The organism is Pseudomonas sp. GW821-FHT11D10 (assembly GCF_058808435.1).
Genome location: NZ_JBXARR010000002.1, coordinates 18,423 through 40,153, shown reverse-complemented (window position 1 = coordinate 40,153; position 21,731 = coordinate 18,423). Strand labels below are relative to the sequence as shown.

Annotated in this window: 18 protein-coding genes; 13 read left to right on the top strand and 5 right to left on the bottom strand. The window is 62.2% G+C overall.

Annotated elements, in window-relative coordinates; translation table 11 throughout:
• Window positions 1-17 precede the first annotated feature (17 nt).
• Genes rsmA through AC1RT4_RS06580 form a run of 4 tightly spaced genes read right to left on the bottom strand, consistent with a single transcriptional unit; the run spans window position 18 to window position 5,929 of the window.
• Entirely contained in the window at window positions 18-836 is an 819-nt protein-coding gene (gene rsmA / locus AC1RT4_RS06595) for a 16S rRNA (adenine(1518)-N(6)/adenine(1519)-N(6))-dimethyltransferase RsmA (RefSeq protein ID WP_493084540.1), read from the bottom strand.
• Window positions 833-1,822, bottom strand: coding sequence for a 4-hydroxythreonine-4-phosphate dehydrogenase PdxA (pdxA, locus tag AC1RT4_RS06590; protein WP_102685686.1), 990 nt, complete (start codon window positions 1,820-1,822; stop codon window positions 833-835). Before pdxA ends, rsmA begins: the two co-directional genes overlap by 4 nt.
• Window positions 1,819-3,135, bottom strand: coding sequence for a peptidylprolyl isomerase SurA (gene surA, locus AC1RT4_RS06585; protein ID WP_493084538.1), 1,317 nt, complete (start codon window positions 3,133-3,135; stop codon window positions 1,819-1,821). Before surA ends, pdxA begins: the two co-directional genes overlap by 4 nt.
• Window positions 3,116-5,929 (bottom strand): LPS-assembly protein LptD, encoded by a 2,814-nt coding sequence (locus tag AC1RT4_RS06580; protein ID WP_493084536.1) that lies wholly within the window; start codon window positions 5,927-5,929, stop codon window positions 3,116-3,118. Before AC1RT4_RS06580 ends, surA begins: the two co-directional genes overlap by 20 nt.
• 130 nt (window positions 5,930-6,059) lie before the next feature.
• Between AC1RT4_RS06580 and AC1RT4_RS06575 the strand changes: the two genes are divergently transcribed.
• The 3 genes from AC1RT4_RS06575 to AC1RT4_RS06565 are packed head-to-tail and all read left to right on the top strand — an operon-like array spanning window position 6,060 to window position 8,516.
• Window positions 6,060-7,079, top strand: coding sequence for an aminoglycoside phosphotransferase family protein (locus tag AC1RT4_RS06575; protein ID WP_493084534.1), 1,020 nt, complete (start codon window positions 6,060-6,062; stop codon window positions 7,077-7,079).
• The gene (gene murU / locus AC1RT4_RS06570; protein ID WP_493084532.1) at window positions 7,076-7,747 is read left to right on the top strand and encodes an N-acetylmuramate alpha-1-phosphate uridylyltransferase MurU; all 672 of its coding nucleotides are present in this window, start codon (window positions 7,076-7,078) and stop codon (window positions 7,745-7,747) included. The genes AC1RT4_RS06575 and murU overlap by 4 nt, the downstream gene beginning before the upstream one ends.
• A 1-nt stretch (window position 7,748) precedes the next feature.
• Entirely contained in the window at window positions 7,749-8,516 is a 768-nt protein-coding gene (locus AC1RT4_RS06565; protein ID WP_007959923.1) for a TerB family tellurite resistance protein, read from the top strand.
• Window positions 8,517-8,576: 60 nt separating this feature from the next.
• On the opposite strand, the gene AC1RT4_RS06560 is transcribed toward AC1RT4_RS06565, so the two are convergent.
• Window positions 8,577-9,566, bottom strand: a complete 990-nt coding sequence (locus tag AC1RT4_RS06560) for an alpha/beta hydrolase family protein (RefSeq protein WP_273904202.1) — start codon at window positions 9,564-9,566, stop codon at window positions 8,577-8,579.
• A gap of 73 nt (window positions 9,567-9,639) precedes the next feature.
• On the opposite strand from AC1RT4_RS06560, the gene AC1RT4_RS06555 reads away from it, so the two are divergent.
• The 10 genes from AC1RT4_RS06555 (at window position 9,640) to trpE (ending at window position 21,666) form a co-directional block, all read left to right on the top strand.
• Complete coding sequence (locus tag AC1RT4_RS06555) at window positions 9,640-12,039, top strand: PAS domain-containing sensor histidine kinase (protein WP_007959927.1); 2,400 nt, start codon at window positions 9,640-9,642, stop codon at window positions 12,037-12,039.
• Window positions 12,040-12,669, top strand: a complete 630-nt coding sequence (locus AC1RT4_RS06550) for a response regulator (protein WP_179693504.1) — start codon at window positions 12,040-12,042, stop codon at window positions 12,667-12,669.
• Between the two features lie 218 nt (window positions 12,670-12,887).
• Window positions 12,888-14,012: an ABC transporter ATP-binding protein gene (locus AC1RT4_RS06545; protein WP_007959931.1), complete on the top strand. Its 1,125-nt coding sequence runs from the start codon at window positions 12,888-12,890 to the stop codon at window positions 14,010-14,012.
• Between the two features lie 48 nt (window positions 14,013-14,060).
• Window positions 14,061-15,104, top strand: coding sequence for an ABC transporter substrate-binding protein (locus tag AC1RT4_RS06540; RefSeq protein WP_007959933.1), 1,044 nt, complete (start codon window positions 14,061-14,063; stop codon window positions 15,102-15,104).
• A 66-nt stretch (window positions 15,105-15,170) separates the two neighbouring features.
• On the top strand, window positions 15,171-16,418 hold the full coding sequence (locus tag AC1RT4_RS06535) for an ABC transporter permease (RefSeq protein WP_007959935.1): 1,248 nt from the start codon (window positions 15,171-15,173) through the stop codon (window positions 16,416-16,418).
• Window positions 16,419-16,430: 12 nt separating this feature from the next.
• Window positions 16,431-17,255, top strand: coding sequence for an ABC transporter permease (locus AC1RT4_RS06530; RefSeq protein WP_011336198.1), 825 nt, complete (start codon window positions 16,431-16,433; stop codon window positions 17,253-17,255).
• A 108-nt stretch (window positions 17,256-17,363) separates the two neighbouring features.
• On the top strand, window positions 17,364-18,512 hold the full coding sequence (locus AC1RT4_RS06525) for an iron-containing alcohol dehydrogenase (RefSeq protein ID WP_011336197.1): 1,149 nt from the start codon (window positions 17,364-17,366) through the stop codon (window positions 18,510-18,512).
• A gap of 114 nt (window positions 18,513-18,626) precedes the next feature.
• Window positions 18,627-19,301 carry a ribulose-phosphate 3-epimerase gene (gene rpe / locus AC1RT4_RS06520; RefSeq protein ID WP_007918813.1) on the top strand — a complete coding sequence of 225 codons (675 nt, stop codon included), beginning with the start codon at window positions 18,627-18,629 and terminating at the stop codon, window positions 19,299-19,301.
• Window positions 19,298-20,116, top strand: coding sequence for a phosphoglycolate phosphatase (locus tag AC1RT4_RS06515; protein WP_493084526.1), 819 nt, complete (start codon window positions 19,298-19,300; stop codon window positions 20,114-20,116). The genes rpe and AC1RT4_RS06515 overlap by 4 nt, the downstream gene beginning before the upstream one ends.
• 71 nt (window positions 20,117-20,187) lie before the next feature.
• Window positions 20,188-21,666: an anthranilate synthase component I gene (gene trpE / locus AC1RT4_RS06510; protein ID WP_493084524.1), complete on the top strand. Its 1,479-nt coding sequence runs from the start codon at window positions 20,188-20,190 to the stop codon at window positions 21,664-21,666.
• Window positions 21,667-21,731: the final 65 nt, after the last annotated feature.

Genomic DNA, 21,731 nt, shown 5'->3' with positions numbered 1-21,731 from the left:
ATAGCGATCATTGCCGGTCAGTCGGCTTCAGGTGCTTTCGCCGGCTGTTCGGCGAGCTTGTCGGCCAGGCGCACGAACGCGGCCAGATCGAGTTGCTCCGGTCGCAGGCTGCCATCGACGCCGGCGGCTTCGATTTCGGCGTTGCTCAGCAACTGTTTGAGGGTGTTGCGCAGGGTCTTGCGACGCTGGTTGAAGGCTTCACGCACTACACGCTCGAGCAGGCGATGATCCTTGGCCGGATGCGGCAGTACTGCGTGCGGTACCAGGCGGACGATCGCCGAGTCGACTTTCGGCGGCGGATTGAATGCGCCCGGGCCGACGTTGAACAGGTGTTCGACCCGGCAGTGGTATTGAACCATGATCGACAGGCGGCCCCAGTCACCACCACCCGGACCTGCGGCCAGACGCTCGACCACTTCCTTCTGCAGCATGAAGTGCATGTCGCGGATGATGCCGGCGTTGTTCAGCAGGTGGAAAATCAGCGGCGTGGAGATGTTGTACGGCAGGTTGCCGACCACGCGCAGGCTGTTCGGCGCAGCGTTCAAGCTGTTGAAGTCGAACTTCAGCGCATCGCCCTGATGCAGGCTGAAATTGCTCTTGCCGGCAAACTGCTGGTTGAGTATCGGGATCAGATCCTTGTCCAGCTCCACCACGTCCAGCTGTGCGCCGGAGTTGAGGATGCCGGCAGTCAATGCACCCTGGCCCGGCCCGATTTCCAGCATGCGGTCGCCGGCCTTGGCACTGATGGAGCGCAGGATGCGGTCGATGACGCCGGCATCGTGCAGGAAGTTCTGGCCAAAGCGTTTGCGCGCCTTGTGTTGGTATTGCTCGGTCATAAACGGGTCTCGGCCATCTGGTAGGCGGTTTCCAGGGCGACTTGCAGGCTGCCGGTGTCGATCTTGCCGCTGCCGGCCAGATCCAGGGCGGTGCCATGGTCGACCGACGTGCGGATGATCGGCAGACCCAGGGTCACGTTGACCGCAGCGCCGAAGCCTTTGTATTTCAGCACGGGCAGGCCCTGATCGTGGTACATCGCCAGCACTGCGTCGCAGTGCTCCAGATATTTGGGGGTAAACAGAGTGTCGGCAGGCAGCGGGCCACGAAGGTCCATGCCCTCGCCGCGCAGGCGCTCCAATGTGGGTTCGATGATGTCGATTTCTTCATGGCCCAGGTGTCCGCCTTCACCAGCGTGCGGGTTGAGCCCGCAGACCAGGATGCGCGGCTGGGCGATGCCGAATTTTTGTTGCAGATCAGCGTGCAGAATCCGCGTGACCCGTTCCAGACGCTCCGGCGTGATCGCATCGGCGATGTCGCGCAAGGGCAGGTGAGTGGTGACCAGCGCCACGCGCAAACCGCGGGTCGCGAGCATCATTACCACCTGGGCGGTGTGGGTCAGGTCGGCGAGAAATTCGGTGTGACCGGAAAACGCGATGCCCGATTCGTTGATCACGCCCTTGTGCACCGGGGCGGTAATCATCCCGGCGAAGTCGCCGTTCAGACAGCCATTGCCGGCGCGGGTCAGGGTTTCGAGGACGAATGCGGCGTTGGCCTTGTCCAGTTGCCCGGCGACGACGGGGGCACTGAGCGGGGTGTCCCAGACGTACAGGCTGTTGGCGGGCGCCGGAGCGTCCGGCCAGTGGTCAGGCGCCACTTCCAGCAAGCTGACGGCCAGCCCCAGCTGCGCGGCCCGCTCTTGGAGCAGGTCGCGGCTGGTGATGGCAATCAGGGGGTGTGGCTGGGCTTGCGAGGCGAGCAGCAGGCAAAGGTCGGGACCGATGCCGGCCGGTTCGCCGGGTGTCAGCGCGAAACGCTTGGGTTTCACTGCGCTGCCTGGTCTGCACCAGGGAGTTTGATCTCTACGTACGCTTCGTCACGGATCTGACGCAGCCAGGTTTGCAGCTCTTCGTCGTATTTGCGGTTACGCAGTACGGTCATCGCTTGCTGCTCACGGGCCTGTTCGGTGCTGTCGGTGGCGCGACGGCCAAGGACTTCCAGAACGTGCCAGCCGTACTGGGTCTGGAACGGCTTGGACAGCTGACCCTGCGGGGACTTGGCCATCACAGCGCGGAATTCCGGTACCAGTGCGTTCGGGTCGATCCAGTTCAGGTCGCCGCCGTTGAGAGCGGAGCCCGGGTCTTCCGAATACTTCTTGGCCAGTTCGGCGAAATCTTCACCGGCTTCGATGCGGTTGTAGAGCGACTGAGCCAGTTCCTTGGTCTTGGCTTCGTCGCGAACCGGACTTGGCTTGACCAGAATGTGGCGTACATGCACTTCGTCGCGCATCTGGCTCTCGCCACCGCGCTTTTCCAGCAGCTTCAGGATGATGAAACCACCCGGAGTGCGTGCCGGTTGAGTGATGTCGCCCGGTGTCATGCTGCTCAGCTCACGGTCGAACGGCGGTGGCAGTTGAGCGGCTTTGCGCCAGCCCATGTCGCCGCCTTCCAGAGCGTTGTCACTGGCGGAGTTGGCCACGGCCATCTGGCCGAAGTCAGCACCTTGCTTGAGCTGCTGGTAAACCTCCATCGCCTTGCGTGCAGCACTCTGAATCGCTTCGGAGTTGGCGCTTTCCGGGGTCGGAATCAGGATGTTGGCCAGGTGCAGTTCTTCGGACAGTTGCATCTTGCCCAGGTCGGAGGCGAGGAAGTTCTTCACTTCCTGTTCCGATACCTGAATGCGTTCGGCCACGCGACGCTGACGCACGCGGCTGATGACCATTTCGCGGCGGATCTGCTCGCGAGCGTCATCATAGGAAAGGCCATCACGGGACAGGGCGATGCGGAACTGTTCCGGGGTCATGTTGTTGCGCTGGGCAATGGTGCCGACAGCCTGGTTCAGTTCTTCATCGGTGATGCGGATACCGGAACGTTCGCCGATCTGCAATTGCAGGTTTTCGACGATCAGGCGCTCGAGCACCTGTTGATCCAGTACGCCCGGAGGCGGCAAACCGCCGCCACGCTTGGCGATGGTTTGCTGAACTTCGTGGACGCGTTGATCCAGCTGGCTCTGCATGACCACGTCGTTGTCGACGATGGCCACCACTTTATCGATGGACTGCACCGCGGCGTTGGCCGCGGTACCCAGGAACAGCGCGCCCAGCATCAGCGGGCGCAGACAATCAGAAAGCTTGGTCTTCACGTTGACGATAACCTTGGATGCCTTTGTCGAGGAAGCTCTCTACCTTGGCGCCGGTGAGGCCGCCGAGTCCCTTCAGAACAATTTGGAGGAAGACGCCGTGGTCGCCTTTTTCGTTTTCCGGGGCGTTCTGACTGAATTCGTCATAGCTGACCCAGTAACGGTTGATCAGGCGCAGTTTCCAGCAGCAGTTGTCATATTCGAAACCACCGAAGGCTTCCAGCGTGCGATTGCGGTTGTAGTCGTACTGCCAGCGGCTGATCGCGCTCCACTGCGGAACGATCGGCCAGATGACCGAGAAGTCATGCTGCTGGATTTTGTAGTAGTCCTTCACGTAGCCAGGCTGGCCCGGGGTGCCGTAGTCACCGCCGCCGACCGACCATTTACCGGTGTTCTGGTCGTAACGAACCTGGTCGTTGCGATAGCGATAACCGACGTTGACCACCTTGTTCGGGTTGTCTTCAGGCTGGTAGTGGAGCATCGCACTGCCGGAGCGCGGGCTGCGGCTGTCCGGATCCCAGTTGTAATCGGCAGTGGTGCGCCAGTCGCGGTTCCAGCGGTATTCGTATTCCAGAGCGTACGGCGAAACATTGGAATGCGCGTCGTCGCGAGTCTTCGGATCAATACCCGGCAACTGGACTTCACGATCCTTGAAGTAGAGTGCCTGACCGATACTGATGCGTTGACGCTCGAAGCCGTCTTCCTCGATCCAGCGGTTGTCGATGCCCAGCGACAGTTTGTTCTCGTCACCGACGCGGTCGGAGCCGGAGAAACGGTTGTCACGGAACAGCGACGCATAGTTGAAGGTGTATTCGCTGGTATCGAAGACTGGAATGTCTTCCTGGTCTTTCTCGGGTACATAGAGATAGAACAGGCGAGGTTCCAGGGTCTGGCGATAGTTCTTGCCGAACCAGGTGGTGTTGCGGTCGAAGTACAGGCCGCCATCGATGCTGGCGATCGGTACGCCACGGTTCTGGCTGCTGCCGAATTCACCGCCGACGTATCGGGTGCCGGTCGCGGCTGCCGCATTCTGTTGAGCGACGATCTGGCTCTTGCCGGTACCGTCCAGGTCCAGCTGGTACTGGGTGTACTGGTACTTGAGCGATGGCTTGAGGAAACCGTAGGTCCAGTTGAGCGGCAGGCTGACGCTTGGCTTCAGGTTCAGACGGTCGCCGTTGGCACGGGCCAGGCCGATGACGTTATTGTCCAGACGGCGCTCCACGGTGCCATCTTCATTAACGAAGTTGCCATTCTGCAGGTCGCGGTCAAAGCGAACGACTTCGGTCTCGTAATCGAAATTCAGGCCTTCCGGATGATATGGCAGACGACCATTGAAGGTGATCTGCGGCAGGCGATCATACGGGGTGATGTTCGATACGGTTGCCAGCTGGTAGGCCTGGGCATTCAGGCGCGCGGTGTAGTTGTCGCCACGATAGGCCACCGAGCCTTGCTGGTTCACGAAGTCGGCGCTCTTCACACCGATCTGATCGGTCTGCAGATCCTGGAAGTAGTACGGATCGCTGATCTTGGTGTAGTCCACCTGGGTGAACACGCGGGAGTCGAGACCACCCTTGTGTTGCCAGTTGTACATGTAGCGATTCTTCTGGTAGTCGGTCTGTTTGCTGCGCTCGGTTTCCTCGTCGTTGAGGAACGCCGCACCGAACTGACCTTCGCTGGACTTGGTGAGGTAGCGGAATTCGCCTTCCATCAACAGACCGCGTTTAGCCATGTAGCGTGGATACAACGTGGCATCGTAGTTCGGCGCCAGGTTGAAGTAGTACGGGGTGACCAGCATGAAGCCGGTGTCGCTGCCGGTGCCGATGGTCGGCGGCAGGAAACCCGACTGACGACGATCGTCGATCGGGAAGTAGATGTACGGCGTGTACAGGACAGGGATGTCCTTGACCCGCAGCGTCACGTTGGTCGCGGTACCGAAGCCGGTGGCCGGGTTCAGGGTGATGTTGTTGCCCTTGAGCTGCCACGCGTTGCTGTTCGGTTCGCACGTGGTGTACGTGCCGTCCTTCAGACGGATGATCGCGTTTTCGGCACGCTTGGCGTACAGCGCGTTACCGCGGATGCGCGACTTGTGCATCACGTATTCGGCGTTGTCGACCTTGGCTTCACCGGTGTCCAGCTGCACATCGGCATGGTCGCCGACGATCAGTGCGCCGTTGTCGCGAATGCGCACGTTACCGGCCAGTTCGCCACGGCTTTCGGCCTGGTACAGGTTGGCCTCGTCGGCTTCGACCTGCATGCTGCCCTGACGCATGACCACGTCACCGGCCAGACTCGCGACCTGCGAATCCTGCTGATAACGCGACGCCTTGGCGCCGATGAAGGTCGGGGCGTCACTTTTATTCGTCTTGTCATTCATGCCAGGACGAATCGGTTCGATATAGGAACCAGAGCAGTAAGGACCGGTCTCGGCCAGTTGGGCGGCAGTGAGCTTCTCGCGCGGAACCCAGTCGAGGTGACTGTAGTCTTCGCTACGGGATTTCAGGCCGCGGCCCTTGGACTCGGTAACCAGTGCCGGCTTGGGCCCGGACTCCGCGGTGGAGCCGCTCTCGGCCGGGGCTTCGCCAGCGGCGCTGACGGCACTGCCGTCATGCACGGGACGCGGCGGCAAGGCAGCGGCCGGCGTCTTCGGCGAGCAGGCCCAGCCTCCCGTTGCCGAGACGGCGCAGTCATACTGCTCGGCGGCAACAACGAATGAACTGGCCAGAGGTTGCATAGCCAGCAGACTGCCGGTTACCAACAACGGAAATTTTTTACGAAACGCGGGGGATTTCAATGCCATCTTATTAGTCCGGGCTTCCTGCGTGCCATCTGCCCGCGGTGTGGGCCGCACGCCTCTCGATGGTCTGAAAAAGATGCTGGATAATAAAGCATGACCCGCTTGACGGCTAGCGCCGTCGGAGACCCTTGCAATGCCTGATCAAGATGTACGCTTGCAACACCTGAAAGTTTGGCTCGATGAACAGTTGGCAACCCTTTTTGCAGATCAGGGCTGGGGAGCCGTACCCCCGGCCACGTTGACCGCGGCCAGCAGCGACGCGAGTTTCCGCCGGTATTTCCGTTGGGAAGGCGCGGGTCGCAGCTTCGTCGTGATGGACGCGCCGCCGCCTCAGGAAAACTGCAAACCGTTCGTGGATATCGCCTTTTTGCTGGCGAAATCCGGCATCAACGTGCCGAAAATTTATGCCGAGGACCTCGAACGCGGGTTTCTTTTGCTCAATGACCTGGGCAACAAGACCTATCTGGACGTGATCGACAGCGAAAATGCCGACGCGTTATTCAGCGATGCCCTGCAAGCGCTGCTGGCTTTTCAGCAGCTGCCGATGGTGGCGCCGCTGCCGAGCTATGACGTCGCGTTGTTGCGCCGCGAGCTGGAGCTGTTCCCCGAGTGGTACGTGAAACGCGAGCTGGGCGTCGAGTTCGATGCCACCCAACAGCAGCAGTGGCAAAAGGTCAGCGAGCTGCTGATCGACAGCGCCCTGGCCCAGCCGAAGGTGCTGGTGCACCGCGACTACATGCCGCGCAACCTGATGCTCAGTGAGCCGAATCCCGGCGTACTGGATTTCCAGGACGCCGTGTATGGCCCGGTGACCTACGACGTGACCTGCCTGTTCAAGGACGCGTTCCTCAGCTGGCCTGAAGAGCGTGTGCGCGGCTGGCTGGAAAGCTACTGGCAGCAGGCGTCGGCGCTGAACATCCCGGTGCAGCCGGACTTCGAAGAGTTCCTGCGTGCCAGCGACCTGATGGGTGTGCAGCGCCATCTGAAAGTCATCGGCATCTTCGCCCGCATCTGCCACCGCGATGGCAAACCGCGTTACCTCGCGGATGTGCCGCGTTTCTTCTCTTATATAGAAGCGGTCATCGCGCGCCGTCCCGAGCTGGCGGATCTGCAGGCACTGCTCGCCAGCCTGCGTGGCGGAGTGACGGCATGAAGGCAATGATTCTGGCGGCGGGCAAAGGCGAGCGCATGCGCCCGCTGACCCTGACCACCCCGAAACCGCTGGTGCGAGCTGGCGGCGTGCCGCTGATTGAATATCACCTGCGTGCCCTCGCGGCGGCAGGTTTCAATGAGATCGTGATCAATCACGCCTGGCTCGGACAGCAGATTGAAGATCACTTGGGCGATGGCTCGCAGTTCGGCGTGTCGATCCAGTATTCGCCGGAGGGCGAGCCACTGGAAACCGGCGGCGGCATTTTCCGCGCCTTGCCGCTGTTGGGCGACGACGCGTTTCTGGTAGTCAACGGTGACATCTGGACCGATTACGACTTCAGCGTGCTGCATCAGCCGATCACCGGCCTGGCGCATCTGGTGCTGGCGGACAATCCGGCCCATCACCCGACAGGCGATTTCACCCTGACCGACGGCCAGGTGCGTGATGGCCAGGCCGACGCGGCGACCCTGACCTACAGCGGCATCGCCGTGCTGCATCCGCAGTTGTTCGACGGCTGCACCGACGGTGCCTTCAAACTGGCGCCGCTGTTGCGTAAAGCCATGGCGGACGGGCAAGTGACCGGCGAGCGGTTGAAAGGTCACTGGGTCGATGTCGGTACGCACGAGCGTCTGGCCGAAGCTGAAGCCTTGATAGAAGCGAGTCGCTGATATGTTGTGGCCAGGGACTCTGATTGGAGCCGGAGCGGGTTTTGCTATCGCCAGCATTCCGGGGGCCATGCTTGGTGCTTTGTTGGGACAGGCGCTGGATCGGCGCCTGCATTTGCAGAGCTGGGGGCATTTGCGGGAAAAACTCGGCGGCCGGCCGATGCTGCGCAACGACGAACTGTTGTTCGTGTTGCTCGGGCGTCTGGCCAAGAGCGACGGGCGGGTCACGGACGGTCACATCCAGCAGGCGCGTCAGGAGATGCGCGCGCTGGAAATGAGCGAGCCGGCACAGCGCCGGGCGATTGCCGCGTTCAATCGCGGCAAGTCCGGCAACGACAATCTGCGCGGTTATCTGCGTCGCTTGAGTGCTCAACCCCATGCGGCCGAAGGCGTGTTGCGCGCCTGCTGGCGAATGGTCTGGGCCGATGGCCGGGCCGGCGTCAGCGAGCGTGAATTGCTGGCGCAGTGGGGCAAGTGGCTGGGCTGGACGACGCACCAGATTCAGGCGCTGGCGGCGGACTACGAGCCGCACAAGCGCCCGATCGTCAGCGCGGCGGTGAGCTATCAGGAGGCGATGCGCCTGCTCGGCGTATCGGCCACCAGTGAACCGGCGCAGATCAAACGCGCCTATCGACGCCTGCTCAGCCGGCATCACCCGGACAAGGTGGCCGGGACGGGTGCCACGCCGGCGCAGGTGCGCGAGGCCACCGAGAGGACCCGCGAATTGCACAATGCCTACACGTTGATTCGTGAACGGCGGGATTTTCGCTAGGCATAAAAAATCGCAGCGTCGGGCTGCGATTTTTTTGTCTGCGTTTTCAGTCCGGGCTCTTCAGTCCGGGCTTTGCGGATTCAACCAGCCACGCACCCGGCGGAACAATTGCTCCTGCTCGGCCTTGTTGTCCGGCAGGGCCTTGAGTGCGACCTGACTGAACGCTGACGTCTTCAGCCGCTTGCTCGCCTGCATGCGCTCCAGTGCCGCGTTGCGATCCAGCGGTTTATCCATGTAGAAAATATCCGCTGTCGGCAGCTTCAGGGTCGGCGTCAGTTCCACCAGTTCCGGCTTGGCCTTGGCCGGCGTTTGCGCGGCCACCAGCAGCAGCTTCTCGACCTGCGAGCTTTGCCGCTCGCTCATGTAGCGCGCCGCCCAGTAGGCGCCGGTGCCATGACCGAGGACGACGATGCTGCGCGCGCTCTGTTGTTCGGCGTAGGCCAGTGCTGCGTCGATGCGAGCGAAGATTCGTTCGGCGTCGGCCTTGGACTGTTCCTCGGTGGATTCAGCAACGACCTTGTCGGCCACATCGGCTTCGCCGCCGGCGGCTTGTTCGATCGGCTCGGCGGTGGTCGAATCCTTGCTGCCCGGGTCGGCGGTTTTCGGTGCGGCGGGGGCTTCGGCCACGCGCGGTGCAATGGCATCGCTTTGCAGATCGGGCAGGGTGATACTCAGGCTGCTCCACTCGACGTCCGGCAACTTGCGGCGCAACGGGCCGATCGCCTGGGGCCAGTCAGCGGTTTCGCCGGCACCGGGAATTAGGATTACTGCGCCTTTGGGTTCGGCGGTGTTGGCGGGTTTCCACAAGGCGAGGAAGGTGTCGCTGCCGGCTTGCAGTTGCTGTTGTTCCTGGGCCGGAACCTTGCGTTCGAGTGCCGCGGCTTCTTCCTGACTACGCTCAAGCAGTGGCTGGCGTTCGACCGGTTTTTCTTCGGCGGTTTTTTCTGCGGCGGGGGCGGGTGCCGGATCCGCGGCTTCGACGGAAAACGCACAAGGCAGGATCAGCGACAGGCACAATGCTGGCATTGCCAGGCGATAGACAGGGGGCATCGGTTATTCCAGGCCAGAAGTTATCCCGGCAGCCTAATGGGTTGGTCAGAATTTGTCAGTGTATGAGACTTCAATGATGCGTTTTTGCTGCCTGTGGGTTATCGGCTGTCTGGCGTTTCCCTTGATGGGCTGGGCGGCGCCTGCGCCACCGAGCCACCTCGCGCGTTTGTCGGCGAGCGAACAACAGTGGCTCGCACAGCACAATGAATTGCGCGTGGGCCTGGTGTTGCAGGCGCCGTACGCGCAATACGACCGGCGCTTGCAGCGGCTGTCAGGGGCCAACGTCGAAGTGATGAAGGCATTGGCCAGGGCGCTGAATGTCGAGCTGAGCTGGCGCAATTTTCAGGATCTGGCCCAACTCGAGGCCGCCGCCCGGGACGGCGAAATCGACATCGCTCCGGGCCTGACCCAGACCCCGGGCGGGCTGCGTCTGTGGCAGTTTTCCGACCCGTACATGCGCGTGCCGCAATTGGTAGTCAGCGACCAGAAAAGCAGCGCGACCGTGGAGCTGGAAAAGCTCGACAGCCAGACCCGCGTCGCCGTGCGCATGCCCGGCGTCACCGCCGATTACCTGCGCGGCAACTATCCCCACCTGAATCTGCAAGGCGTACCGATGGAGCGTCAGGCGCTGCAATTGTTGCTGAGTCAGCAGGCGTCCTACGCGGTGGTCGATGAAGCGCAGCTCGGTCGGCTGTCGGCAGAACCGGAGTTCGCCGGGCTGGTGGTGGTCGGTGACATCGGTTTGCCGCAACTGCTGCGCATCGGCACCCGCCGCGACTGGCCGGAGCTGGCCGGGATCGTCGAGAGTGCCTTGCGTGCAATTCCGGCCAAGGATCTGGAACGCCTGCATGCGCAATGGCTGCAACCCAAGTACCCACGGCTTTCCGAATCGCCGGGCTTCTGGCAGAACCTGAGTCTGTTGTTCGCGGTGTTGCTGCTCAGTTGCGTGGCGATTGTGTTCTGGCAACGCCGTCAGCAACGCAGCCTTGAGCAACGCCTGTTCGACGCGCGCGAAGACATCGCCCTGCGTGCTGCCAGCGAAGAGGCCTTGCGCCTTACCCAGTTTTCCATCGATCAGAGCACCGTCGGCATTCTCTGGGTCAATTGGGACAGCCATGTGCGCTACGCCAATCGCGCGGCAGAAAACATGCTCGGTTATCCACAGGGCGCCATCATCGACCGGCCGTTGATCGACTTCGAACCGGGCCTGCACATGGATCGCTGGCTCAACCTGTGGAAACGCGCCCGGGCCAGCGAAGAAGGGCCGCTGAGTTTTGAAACCAACTGTGTGCGCGCCGATGGCAGCGTGCTTCCGGCGGACGTGTCGCTGAGCTTCCTGCGTTTTCGCGATGGCGAGTACCTGGTGGTTTATCTCACCGATGTCACCGAGCGCCGTCGTGCCCTGGCTGCGTTGCAGGAAAGCGAGGCGCGGCTACAGGGCATCGCGGCCAATGTGCCGGGGCTGGTGTTCCGTCTCGAGCGCGCACCGGTGACCGGGCAGATCGACTTTGCCTACATCAGTGAGGGCAGCGAAAGTCTGGTCGGCTACGCGCCGGCCGCCATCGCCCATCGCGACATGGGCCTGCGCAGCCTGGTGCATCCGGATGACCGGGCCGCTTATCACCAGACTCAGGATCAGGCGCTGGACACCGACAGCGACTGGTCGTGGCAGGGCCGGATTCTTACGCGCCAAGGCGAGCAGCGCTGGGCCGAAATCAAGGCCATCACCCGTCAGCTGGAAGGTGGTTCTTACGTCTGGGACGGCATTGTCTGGGACATCACCGAAAGCAAACGCATCGAACTGGAGCTGGCGGCCTCCCGCGAGCAACTGCGCGAACTGTCGGCGCACCTGGAAAGCGTGCGCGAAGAGGAAAAGGCGCGCATCGCCCGCGAGGTTCACGATGAGCTGGGGCAGATGCTGACGGTGCTGAAACTGGAGACGTCGATGTGCGAATTGGCCTACGCGCAACTCGACCCGGGTCTGAACGAACGGCTGAACAGCATGAAGCGCCTGATCGCCCAGTTGTTCCAGCTGGTGCGCGATGTGGCGACGGCGCTGCGCCCGCCGATCCTCGATGCCGGGATCGCCTCGGCGATCGAGTGGCAGGCGCGGCGGTTCGAGGCGCGCACGCAGATTCCGTGTCTGGTGCAGGTGCCGGACAACCTTGCGCCACTCAGCGACGCCAAGGCCATCGGCCTGTTCCGCATTCTTCAGGAGGCGCTGACCAACGTCATGCGCCATGCCCAGGCGCATACTGTGGAACTGACGCTGGCGCAGGAAGGCGACGAATTGTGTCTGACGGTCAGCGATGATGGCGTAGGATTTGTCGCCGCTGCCGGCAGGCCGACGTCCTTTGGACTGGTGGGCATGCGCGAGCGGGTGTTGATCATGGGCGGGCAGCTGTCACTCGACAGCGAGCCGGGCGAGGGCACCACGCTGAGCGTGCGGGTGCCACTGGATGAGGAGAAGTAAGTGATCCGTGTATTGGTAGCCGAAGACCACACCATCGTTCGCGAAGGCATCAAGCAATTGATCGGCCTGGCCAAGGATCTGCAAGTGGTGGGGGAGGCGAGCAATGGCGAGCAGTTGCTGGAAACCCTGCGCAACGTGCCCTGCGAAGTGGTGCTGCTGGACATCTCGATGCCTGGCGTCAACGGGCTCGAAGCGATTCCGCGGATCCGCGCGCTGAACCATCCGCCGGCGATTCTGGTGCTGTCGATGCACGACGAAGCGCAGATGGCCGCCCGGGCGCTGAAGGTCGGCGCCGCCGGGTATGCAACCAAGGACAGCGATCCGGCGCTGCTGCTGACGGCGATTCGCAAGGTCGCGGCAGGCGGGCGCTACATCGATCCGGAGCTGGCCGACCGCATGGTCTTCGAAGTCGGCCTGACCGATACGCGACCGCTGCACTCGTTGCTGTCGGAGCGCGAGTTCTCGGTGTTCGAACGCCTGGCCCAGGGCGCCAACGTCAACGACATCGCCCAGCAACTGGCCCTGAGCAGCAAGACCATCAGTACCCACAAGGCGCGGCTGATGCAGAAACTCAACATCACTTCGCTCGCCGAGCTGGTGAAGTACGCGATGGAACACAAGCTCCTCTGAGCGACATATCCAATAGCGACAGGCGTTTTTGCCGGTTCTGGCGGCTTGAGCCCCGACTCATGCGTCGGGTTTGCCAAAACGCGCCATCCTTGTAGGGCAATCCCTACCCCCGGCCTTCCATCCGGCTGAGGCGATTCTCTCCTGCGCCCCGATTTGCGTGACTGCGAGCAGCCACTAGGCTTAATCCCACAGCAGTCATCAATAACAAAGGTGTGGGTATGAGCCAGGTCGAATCAAACGCAGGGGCCAGCGATGTGCTGGTCAGCTTTCGTGGAGTGCAGAAGAGCTACGACGGCGAGAACCTGATCGTCAAAGACCTCAACCTGGACATCCGCAAGGGCGAATTCCTCACCTTGCTCGGGCCGTCCGGCTCGGGCAAGACCACCAGCCTGATGATGCTCGCCGGTTTCGAAACCCCGACTGCCGGTGAAATCCTCCTGGCCGGGCGGGCGATCAACAACGTGCCGCCGCACAAGCGCGACATCGGCATGGTGTTCCAGAACTACGCGCTGTTCCCGCACATGACCGTCGCCGAAAACCTGGCGTTTCCGCTGACCGTGCGTGGCCTGAACAAGAGCGACGTCAGCGACAAGGTCAAGAAAGTCCTGAGCATGGTCCAGCTCGATGCGTTCGCATCGCGCTATCCGGCGCAACTTTCCGGCGGTCAGCAACAGCGTGTGGCTTTGGCCCGTGCGCTGGTGTTCGAGCCACAGCTGGTGCTGATGGACGAACCGCTCGGCGCTCTCGACAAACAGCTGCGCGAACACATGCAGATGGAAATCAAACACCTGCATCAGCGGCTCGGCGTGACCGTGGTCTACGTGACCCACGACCAGGGCGAAGCCCTGACCATGTCCGACCGCGTGGCCGTATTCCACCAGGGCGAGATCCAGCAGATCGCCCCGCCGCGCACCCTCTACGAAGAACCGAAAAACACCTTCGTCGCCAACTTCATCGGCGAGAACAACCGCCTCAACGGTCGCCTGCTCAGCCAGAACGGCGAGCGCTGCGTGGTCGAGCTGGGGCGTGGCGAAAAAGTCGAGGCACTGGCAGTCAACATCGGCCAGACCGGCGAGCCGGTCACCCTGTCGATCCGTCCGGAGCGCGTCAGCCTCAACGGTTCGAGCGACCAATGCGTCAACCGCTTCTCCGGGCGGGTGGCCGAATTCATCTATCTGGGCGACCACGTCCGGGTGCGCCTGGAAGTCTGCGGCAAGACCGACTTCTTCGTGAAACAACCGATTGCCGAGCTCGATCCAGCGCTCGCGGTCGGCGACGTGGTTCCGCTTGGCTGGCAGGTCGAGCACGTTCGCGCGCTCGATCCTCTTCTAGAGGCGCATTAAGCGCCCCGGCAATACCAACACCAACCCTGCACGTGGAGAGAACAATAAATGTTGAGATCCCTGAAGTTCACAGCCCTGACCCTGGGCCTGATGGGTGCGGCAAGCGCAATGGCCGCTGGGCCGGATCTGACCGTGGTGTCGTTTGGCGGGGCGAACAAGGCGGCGCAAGTCAAAGCCTTCTACGCACCGTGGGAAGCGGCGGGCAACGGCAAGATCGTCGCCGGCGAGTACAACGGTGAGATGGCCAAGGTCAAAGCCATGGTCGACACCAAGAGCGTGTCCTGGGATCTGGTAGAGGTTGAATCGCCGGAACTGTCCCGTGGCTGCGACGAAGACATGTTCGAACAGCTTGATCCTGCGCTGTTCGGCAAGTCCGAAGACTACGTCAAAGGCGCGATCCAGCCGTGCGGCGTGGGTTTCTTCGTGTGGTCGACCGTGCTGGCCTACAACGCCGACAAGCTGAAAACCGCACCGACCAGCTGGGCGGATTTCTGGGACACCAAAAAATTCCCGGGCAAGCGCGGCCTGCGTAAAGGCGCCAAGTACACCCTCGAATTCGCACTGATGGCCGACGGCGTTGCGCCGAAAGACGTCTACAAGGAACTGGCCAGCAAGGGCGGTCAGGATCGCGCGTTCAAGAAACTCGACGAGCTGAAACCGAACATCCAGTGGTGGGAAGCCGGCGCCCAGCCGCCGCAATACCTCGCTTCCGGTGACGTGGTCATGAGCTCGGCCTACAACGGTCGTATTGCTGCCGTGCAGAAAGAATCCAACCTGAAAGTGGTGTGGAACGGCGGCATCTACGACTTCGACGCCTGGGCCATCCCGAAAGGCCTGGACGCCAAGCGTGCCGAAGCGGCGAAGAAATTCATCGCGTTCTCGGTGCAGCCGCAACAGCAGAAGACCTACTCGGAAAACATCGCCTACGGCCCGGCCAACTCACAGGCAGTGCCATTGCTGGACAAGGCGATCCTGAAAGACATGCCGACCACCCCGGAAAACATCGCCAACCAGGTGCAGATCGACGTCAGCTTCTGGGCTGACAACGGCGAGCAACTGGAGCAGCGCTTCAATTCCTGGGCTGCGAAGTAAGGCTGATGCATACGCGGCGTCACCCTCAGGGTGACGCCGTCATTTAAAAGATTTGCGGAGTACGTCATGGCCATCGCCGTTCCCCTGAACGAGGGCAACAGCCCCACCTTGAAGCAGCGGCTCAAGCACGCCGAGCGGGTCAACCGCTGGAAGGCCCAGGCGCTGATCGCGCCGCTGGTGCTGTTTCTGTTGCTGGTGTTCCTGGTGCCGATCGTGGCGCTGCTCTATAAAAGCGTCGGCAACCCGGAAGTGGTCGGCGGCATGCCGCGCACCGTGACCGCGATTGCTGCGTGGGACGGCCGCGGCCTGCCCGCAGAACCGGTTTACAAAGCCGCCAGCGAAGACCTCGCCGAAGCGCGCAAAAACCAGACTCTGGGCGATCTGTCCAAGCGCCTGAACATGGAGTTGGCCGGCTATCGCAGCCTGCTGACCAAAACCGCCCGCTCGCTGCCATTCGCCAGCGAACCGGCTTCTTATAAAGAAGCGCTGGAGGGCCTCGACGAGCGTTGGGGCGATCCGGCCTACTGGCAAGCGGTGAAGCGCAACACCAGCAGCATCACCCCGTTCTATCTGTTGGCGGCGGTGGATCACCGCATCGACGACCTCGGCGAAATTGCCCCGGCCACCCCGGATCAGGCGATCTACCTCGACATCTTCGCCCGGACCTTCTGGATGGGCCTGATCATTACCGTGATCTGCCTGGTGCTCGCTTATCCGCTGGCGTACCTGCTGGCCAACCTGCCGTCGCGTCAAAGCAACCTGCTGATGATTCTGGTGCTGCTGCCGTTCTGGACGTCGATTCTGGTGCGGGTCGCCGCGTGGATCGTGTTGCTGCAATCCGGCGGTTTGATCAACAGCGCGCTGATGGCGATGGGCATCATCGATAAACCGCTGGAGCTGGTGTTCAACCGCACCGGGGTCTACATCTCGATGGTGCACATCCTGCTGCCGTTCATGATCCTGCCGATCTACAGCGTGATGAAAGGCATCTCGCCGACCTACATGCGCGCCGCGATTTCCCTCGGCTGCCATCCGTTCGCCAGTTTCTGGCGGGTGTACTTCCCGCAGACCTACGCCGGTGTCGGCGCCGGTTGCCTGTTGGTGTTCATCCTCGCCATCGGCTACTACATCACCCCGGCGCTGCTGGGCAGCCCGAACGATCAGATGGTCAGCTACTTCGTCGCGTTCTACACCAACACCAGCATCAACTGGGGCATGGCCACTGCGCTCGGCGGGCTGTTGCTGCTGGCGACCGTGGTGCTTTATCTGATCTACAGCTGGCTGGTGGGCGCCAGTCGCCTGCGCCTGAGCTAAGGGGAATTTGAAATGCTGAGTCCTTATATGTCGCCCGTCGAGCGGGTGTGGTTCTACAGCTTGCGGATCCTCTGCGGCTTGATCCTGTTGTTTCTGATCCTGCCGGTGCTGGTGATCGTGCCGCTGTCGTTCAACTCGGGCAGTTTTCTGGTGTATCCGCTGCAGGGCTTTTCGCTGCACTGGTATCAGGACTTCTTCGCTTCGGCGGAATGGATGCGTTCGCTGAAGAACAGCATCATCGTCGCCCCGGCCGCGACCGTGCTGGCAATGGTGTTCGGCACGCTGGCGGCCATCGGCCTGACCCGTGGCGACTTCCCCGGCAAGCCGCTGGTGATGGCGCTGGTGATTTCGCCGATGGTGGTGCCGGTGGTGATCATCGGTGTGGCCAGTTACCTGTTCTTCGCGCCGCTGGGCCTGGGCAACAGTTTCTTTTCGCTGATCGTGGTGCACGCGGTGCTGGGTGTGCCGTTCGTGATCATTACGGTGTCGGCGACGTTGCAGGGGTTCAACCACAACCTGGTGCGGGCGGCGGCCAGCCTAGGCGCCTCGCCGCTGACCACGTTCCGTCGGGTGACCTTGCCGCTGATTGCGCCGGGGGTGATTTCCGGGGCGCTGTTTGCCTTTGCGACCTCGTTCGATGAAGTGGTGGTGACGCTGTTTCTTGCAGGTCCCGAGCAGGCGACGTTGCCTCGGCAGATGTTCAGCGGGATTCGCGAAAACCTGAGTCCGACGATTGCGGCGGCTGCAACGCTGCTGATTGCCTTCTCGGTGATCTTGTTGCTGACGCTGGAGTGGTTGCGTGGGCGGAGTGAGAAGCTGCGTACTGCCCAGGTCTGACGACTGCACGATCCGGGTTGTCTGCCATTCATGCGCTGAATGACAGACAACCCGAATTCCCCAGCTACGCTTGTGCTCAGCTCCCACATCTATAAGAGGCTGCGCACGATGAGTCTTTCCTCGTTCAAGATTGCTCACAAACTGATCACCGGCGCCGGGGCCATCGAGCAACTGGCGGCCGAACTCACGCGGCTGGACATCGACAACCCGCTGATCGTCACCGATGCCGCGCTGGTCAAGTCCGGCACGGTGGAGCTGGCGCTGGCGCAGATCGGTGAGCGCGAGTACGAAATCTTCGACCGGGTACTGCCGGATCCGGAGATCGCCATCGTCGAGGATTGCATGCGTGTCTACCGCGAGGGCGGGCATGACGGTCTGATCGGCCTCGGTGGCGGCAGTGCCATCGACATCGCCAAGAGTGTTGCCGCCTATGCCGGTTATCACGGTGCGCTGGAGGATTTGTTCGGCGTCGACCAGGTCCCGCGCAAAGGCCCGCCGCTGATCGCCATCCCGACCACGGCCGGCACCGGTTCCGAGGTGACCAACGTGGCGATTCTTTCGGACAAGGTCGCCCAATTGAAGAAAGGCATCGTCAGCGATTACCTGCTGCCGGACGTAGCGCTGGTCAGTCCGCAGATGACCCTGACCTGCCCGCGCAGTGTCACCGCCGCCAGTGGTGTCGATGCGCTGGTGCACGCCATCGAGTCCTATCTGTCGCTGAATGCCTCGCCGATCACAGATTCACTGGCCATCGGCGCAATCAAATTGATCGCCCGGTCATTGCCCAAGGCCTACGCCAACCCATCCAACCTGCAAGCCCGGGAAGACATGGCCACCGCCAGCCTGATGGCCGGCATGGCGTTCGGCAATGCCGGGGTCGGCGCGGTGCATGCGCTGGCGTATCCGCTGGGCGGGCGTTTCAACATTGCCCACGGCGTCAGCAACGCCTTGCTGCTGCCGTATGTCATGACCTGGAACAAGATGGCCTGCGTCGAGCGGATGCAGGATATCGCCGAAGCCATGGGGGTGAAGACCGCTCATCTGAGCCTCAATGAAGCGGCCGACAGCGCCGTCGCGGCGATGACCGAACTGTGCGCGGCGGTAGAAATCCCGCTGGGTCTGCGCAGTTTCGGGGTGCCCGAAGAGGCGATCCCGGCCATGGCGGTAGAGGCCGCGGGAATCGAGCGCCTGATGCGCAACAACCCGCGCAAGCTCAGCGCCGCCGACATCGAGAAGATCTACCGGGCGGCCTACTGAGAAACTGCCGGCCGCCGGTCATGGCACAACCCAATCATCGCGGTCACGGTGCGCGCGCGGAAACTTGAGGTATACAATGCGCGCCATCGTGATTTAGCTCAGAAAAGGTGCGTCATGCAGCCCTTCGTTATTGCTCCGTCGATTCTCTCCGCCGACTTCGCCCGCCTGGGCGAGGAAGTGGACAACGTTCTGGCCGCCGGTGCCGACTTCGTTCACTTCGATGTCATGGACAACCACTACGTGCCGAACCTGACCATCGGCCCGATGGTCTGCGCCGCGCTGCGCAAGTACGGCGTGACCGCGCCGATCGATGCGCACCTGATGGTCAGCCCGGTGGATCGCATTGTCGGCGACTTCATCGAGGCCGGTGCCACCTACATCACCTTCCACCCGGAAGCCACGCTGCACGTCGATCGTTCCCTGCAACTGATCCGTGAAGGCGGCTGCAAATCCGGCCTGGTGTTCAACCCGGCGACCCCGCTGGACGTGCTCAAGTACGTGATCGACAAGGTCGACATGGTCCTGCTGATGAGCGTCAACCCGGGCTTCGGCGGGCAGAAATTCATTCCCGGCACACTCGACAAGCTGCGCGAAGCGCGGGCGATCATCGATGCCTCGGGCCGAGACATCCGTCTGGAAATCGACGGCGGCGTCAACGTCAACAACATCCGTGAAATCGCTGCCGCCGGCGCCGACACCTTCGTGGCCGGCTCGGCGATCTTCAATGCGCCGAACTATCAGGAAGTCATCGACAAGATGCGTTCCGAACTGGCGCTGGCTCGCCCATGAGCGGTTTTGAGCAGCTGTTCCCGGGGCAACTGCCGCGGTTGGTGATGTTCGATCTGGATGGCACGCTGATCGACTCGGTACCCGACCTGGCGGCGGCTGTGGATAACATGCTGCTCTCCCTCGGGCGCAAGCCTGCCGGTATCGACTCGGTGCGCGAGTGGGTCGGCAACGGTGCGCCGGTACTGGTGCGCCGCGCCTTGGCCGGCGGCATCGATCATTCCGCCGTGGATGACGTCGAAGCCGAGCATGCGCTGGAGGTGTTCATGGAAGCCTACGGCGCCAGCCATGAGCTGACCGTGGTCTATCCCGGCGTGCGCGACACTCTGAAATGGCTGCACAAGCAGGGCGTGGTCATGGCGCTGATCACCAACAAGCCGGAGCGCTTCGTCGCGCCGCTGCTGGATCAGATGAAGATCGGCCGCTACTTCAAGTGGATCATCGGCGGCGACACCCTGCCGCAGAAGAAGCCCGATCCGGCGGCGCTGTTCTTCGTCATGAAGATGTCCGGCATTCCGGCCTCGCAATCGCTGTTCGTCGGTGATTCGCGCAGCGACGTGCTGGCGGCAAAAGCGGCGGGGGTCAAATGTGTCGGGCTGAGTTATGGCTACAACCATGGCCGGCCGATTGCCGAGGAATCCCCGGCGCTGGTGATCGACGATCTGCGCAAGCTAATTCCCGGTTGCCTGGATACGGCCGCTGAGATAACGTTGCCCGACGCTTCTCAATCCCCTTCTGGAAACGCCATCGTGGTGGTCACCCGCAAACTCTGGATGAAAGTCATCAAGGCCCTGGCCCGCTGGCGTTGGCGCGCCTGACTTGTTCCTGGCCGGCCTGCCGGCGCGTTTGCACACCTGACTGATTTGCACCTCACACCACGAGGCACCCTATGATCCGCGAAGAATTCCTGCGTCTGGCCGCTGACGGCTACAACCGCATCCCGCTGGCCTGCGAAACCCTGGCCGACTTCGACACGCCGCTGTCGATCTACCTGAAACTGGCCGACCAGCCCAACTCCTACCTGCTCGAATCGGTGCAGGGCGGCGAGAAATGGGGCCGTTACTCGATCATCGGCCTGCCGTGCCGCACCGTACTGCGGGTTCACGACCATCACGTGAGTATCACCGTCGATGGTGTCGAAACTGAAAGCCATGACGTTGAAGACCCGCTGGCCTTCGTCGAAACCTTCAAGGCCCGCTACAACGTGCCGACCATTGCCGGTCTGCCGCGCTTCAACGGCGGTCTGGTGGGTTACTTCGGTTACGACTGCGTGCGTTATGTAGAGAAGCGCCTCGGCAAATGCCCGAACCCGGATCCGCTGGGTGTGCCGGACATTCTGCTGATGGTTTCCGATGCGGTGGTGGTGTTCGACAACCTCGCCGGCAAGATGCACGCGATTGTGCTGGCCGACCCGGCGCAGTCCGATGCCTACGAGCAAGGCCAGGCGCAATTGCAGCAACTGCTGGAAAAACTGCGTCAGCCCATCACCCCGCGCCGTGGCCTGGATTTCAGCAAGCAGCAGGCGGCCGAGCCGGTGTTCCGCTCCAGTTTCACCCAGGACGACTACGAAAAAGCCGTCGACACCATCAAGGAATACATCCTCGCCGGTGACTGCATGCAGGTCGTGCCGTCCCAGCGCATGTCGATCGACTTCAAGGCGGCACCGATCGATCTGTACCGCGCACTGCGTTGCTTCAACCCGACGCCGTACATGTACTTCTTCAACTTCGGCGACTTCCACGTCGTCGGCAGTTCGCCGGAAGTGCTGGTGCGGGTCGAAGACAACCTGATCACCGTGCGCCCGATTGCCGGCACCCGTCCTCGCGGGGCTACCGAAGAGGCGGACGTGGCGCTGGAAGAAGACCTGCTGTCCGACGACAAGGAAATCGCCGAGCACCTGATGCTGATCGACCTCGGTCGCAACGACACCGGGCGCGTATCGGAAATCGGTTCGGTGAAACTCACCGAGAAGATGGTCATTGAGCGCTATTCCAACGTGATGCACATCGTCTCCAACGTGACCGGCCAGTTGAAAGCCGGGCTGACGGCGATGGACGCGTTGCGGGCGATCCTGCCGGCGGGCACCTTGTCCGGCGCGCCGAAGATCCGCGCGATGGAAATCATCGACGAGCTGGAACCGGTCAAGCGTGGCGTGTATGGCGGCGCGGTCGGTTACTTCGCCTGGAACGGCAACATGGACACCGCGATTGCGATCCGCACCGCCGTGATCAAGAACGGCGAGCTGCACGTGCAGGCTGGTGGCGGCATCGTCGCCGACTCGGTGCCGGCGCTGGAATGGGAAGAAACCATCAACAAGCGCCGGGCGATGTTCCGCGCTGTTGCGCTCGCCGAGCAAACCCCGGACTGAGTGATTGATGACTCAGCCATAAAAAACGCGGCGCCTGTGAGGGCGCCGCGTTTTTTTATGGCCTG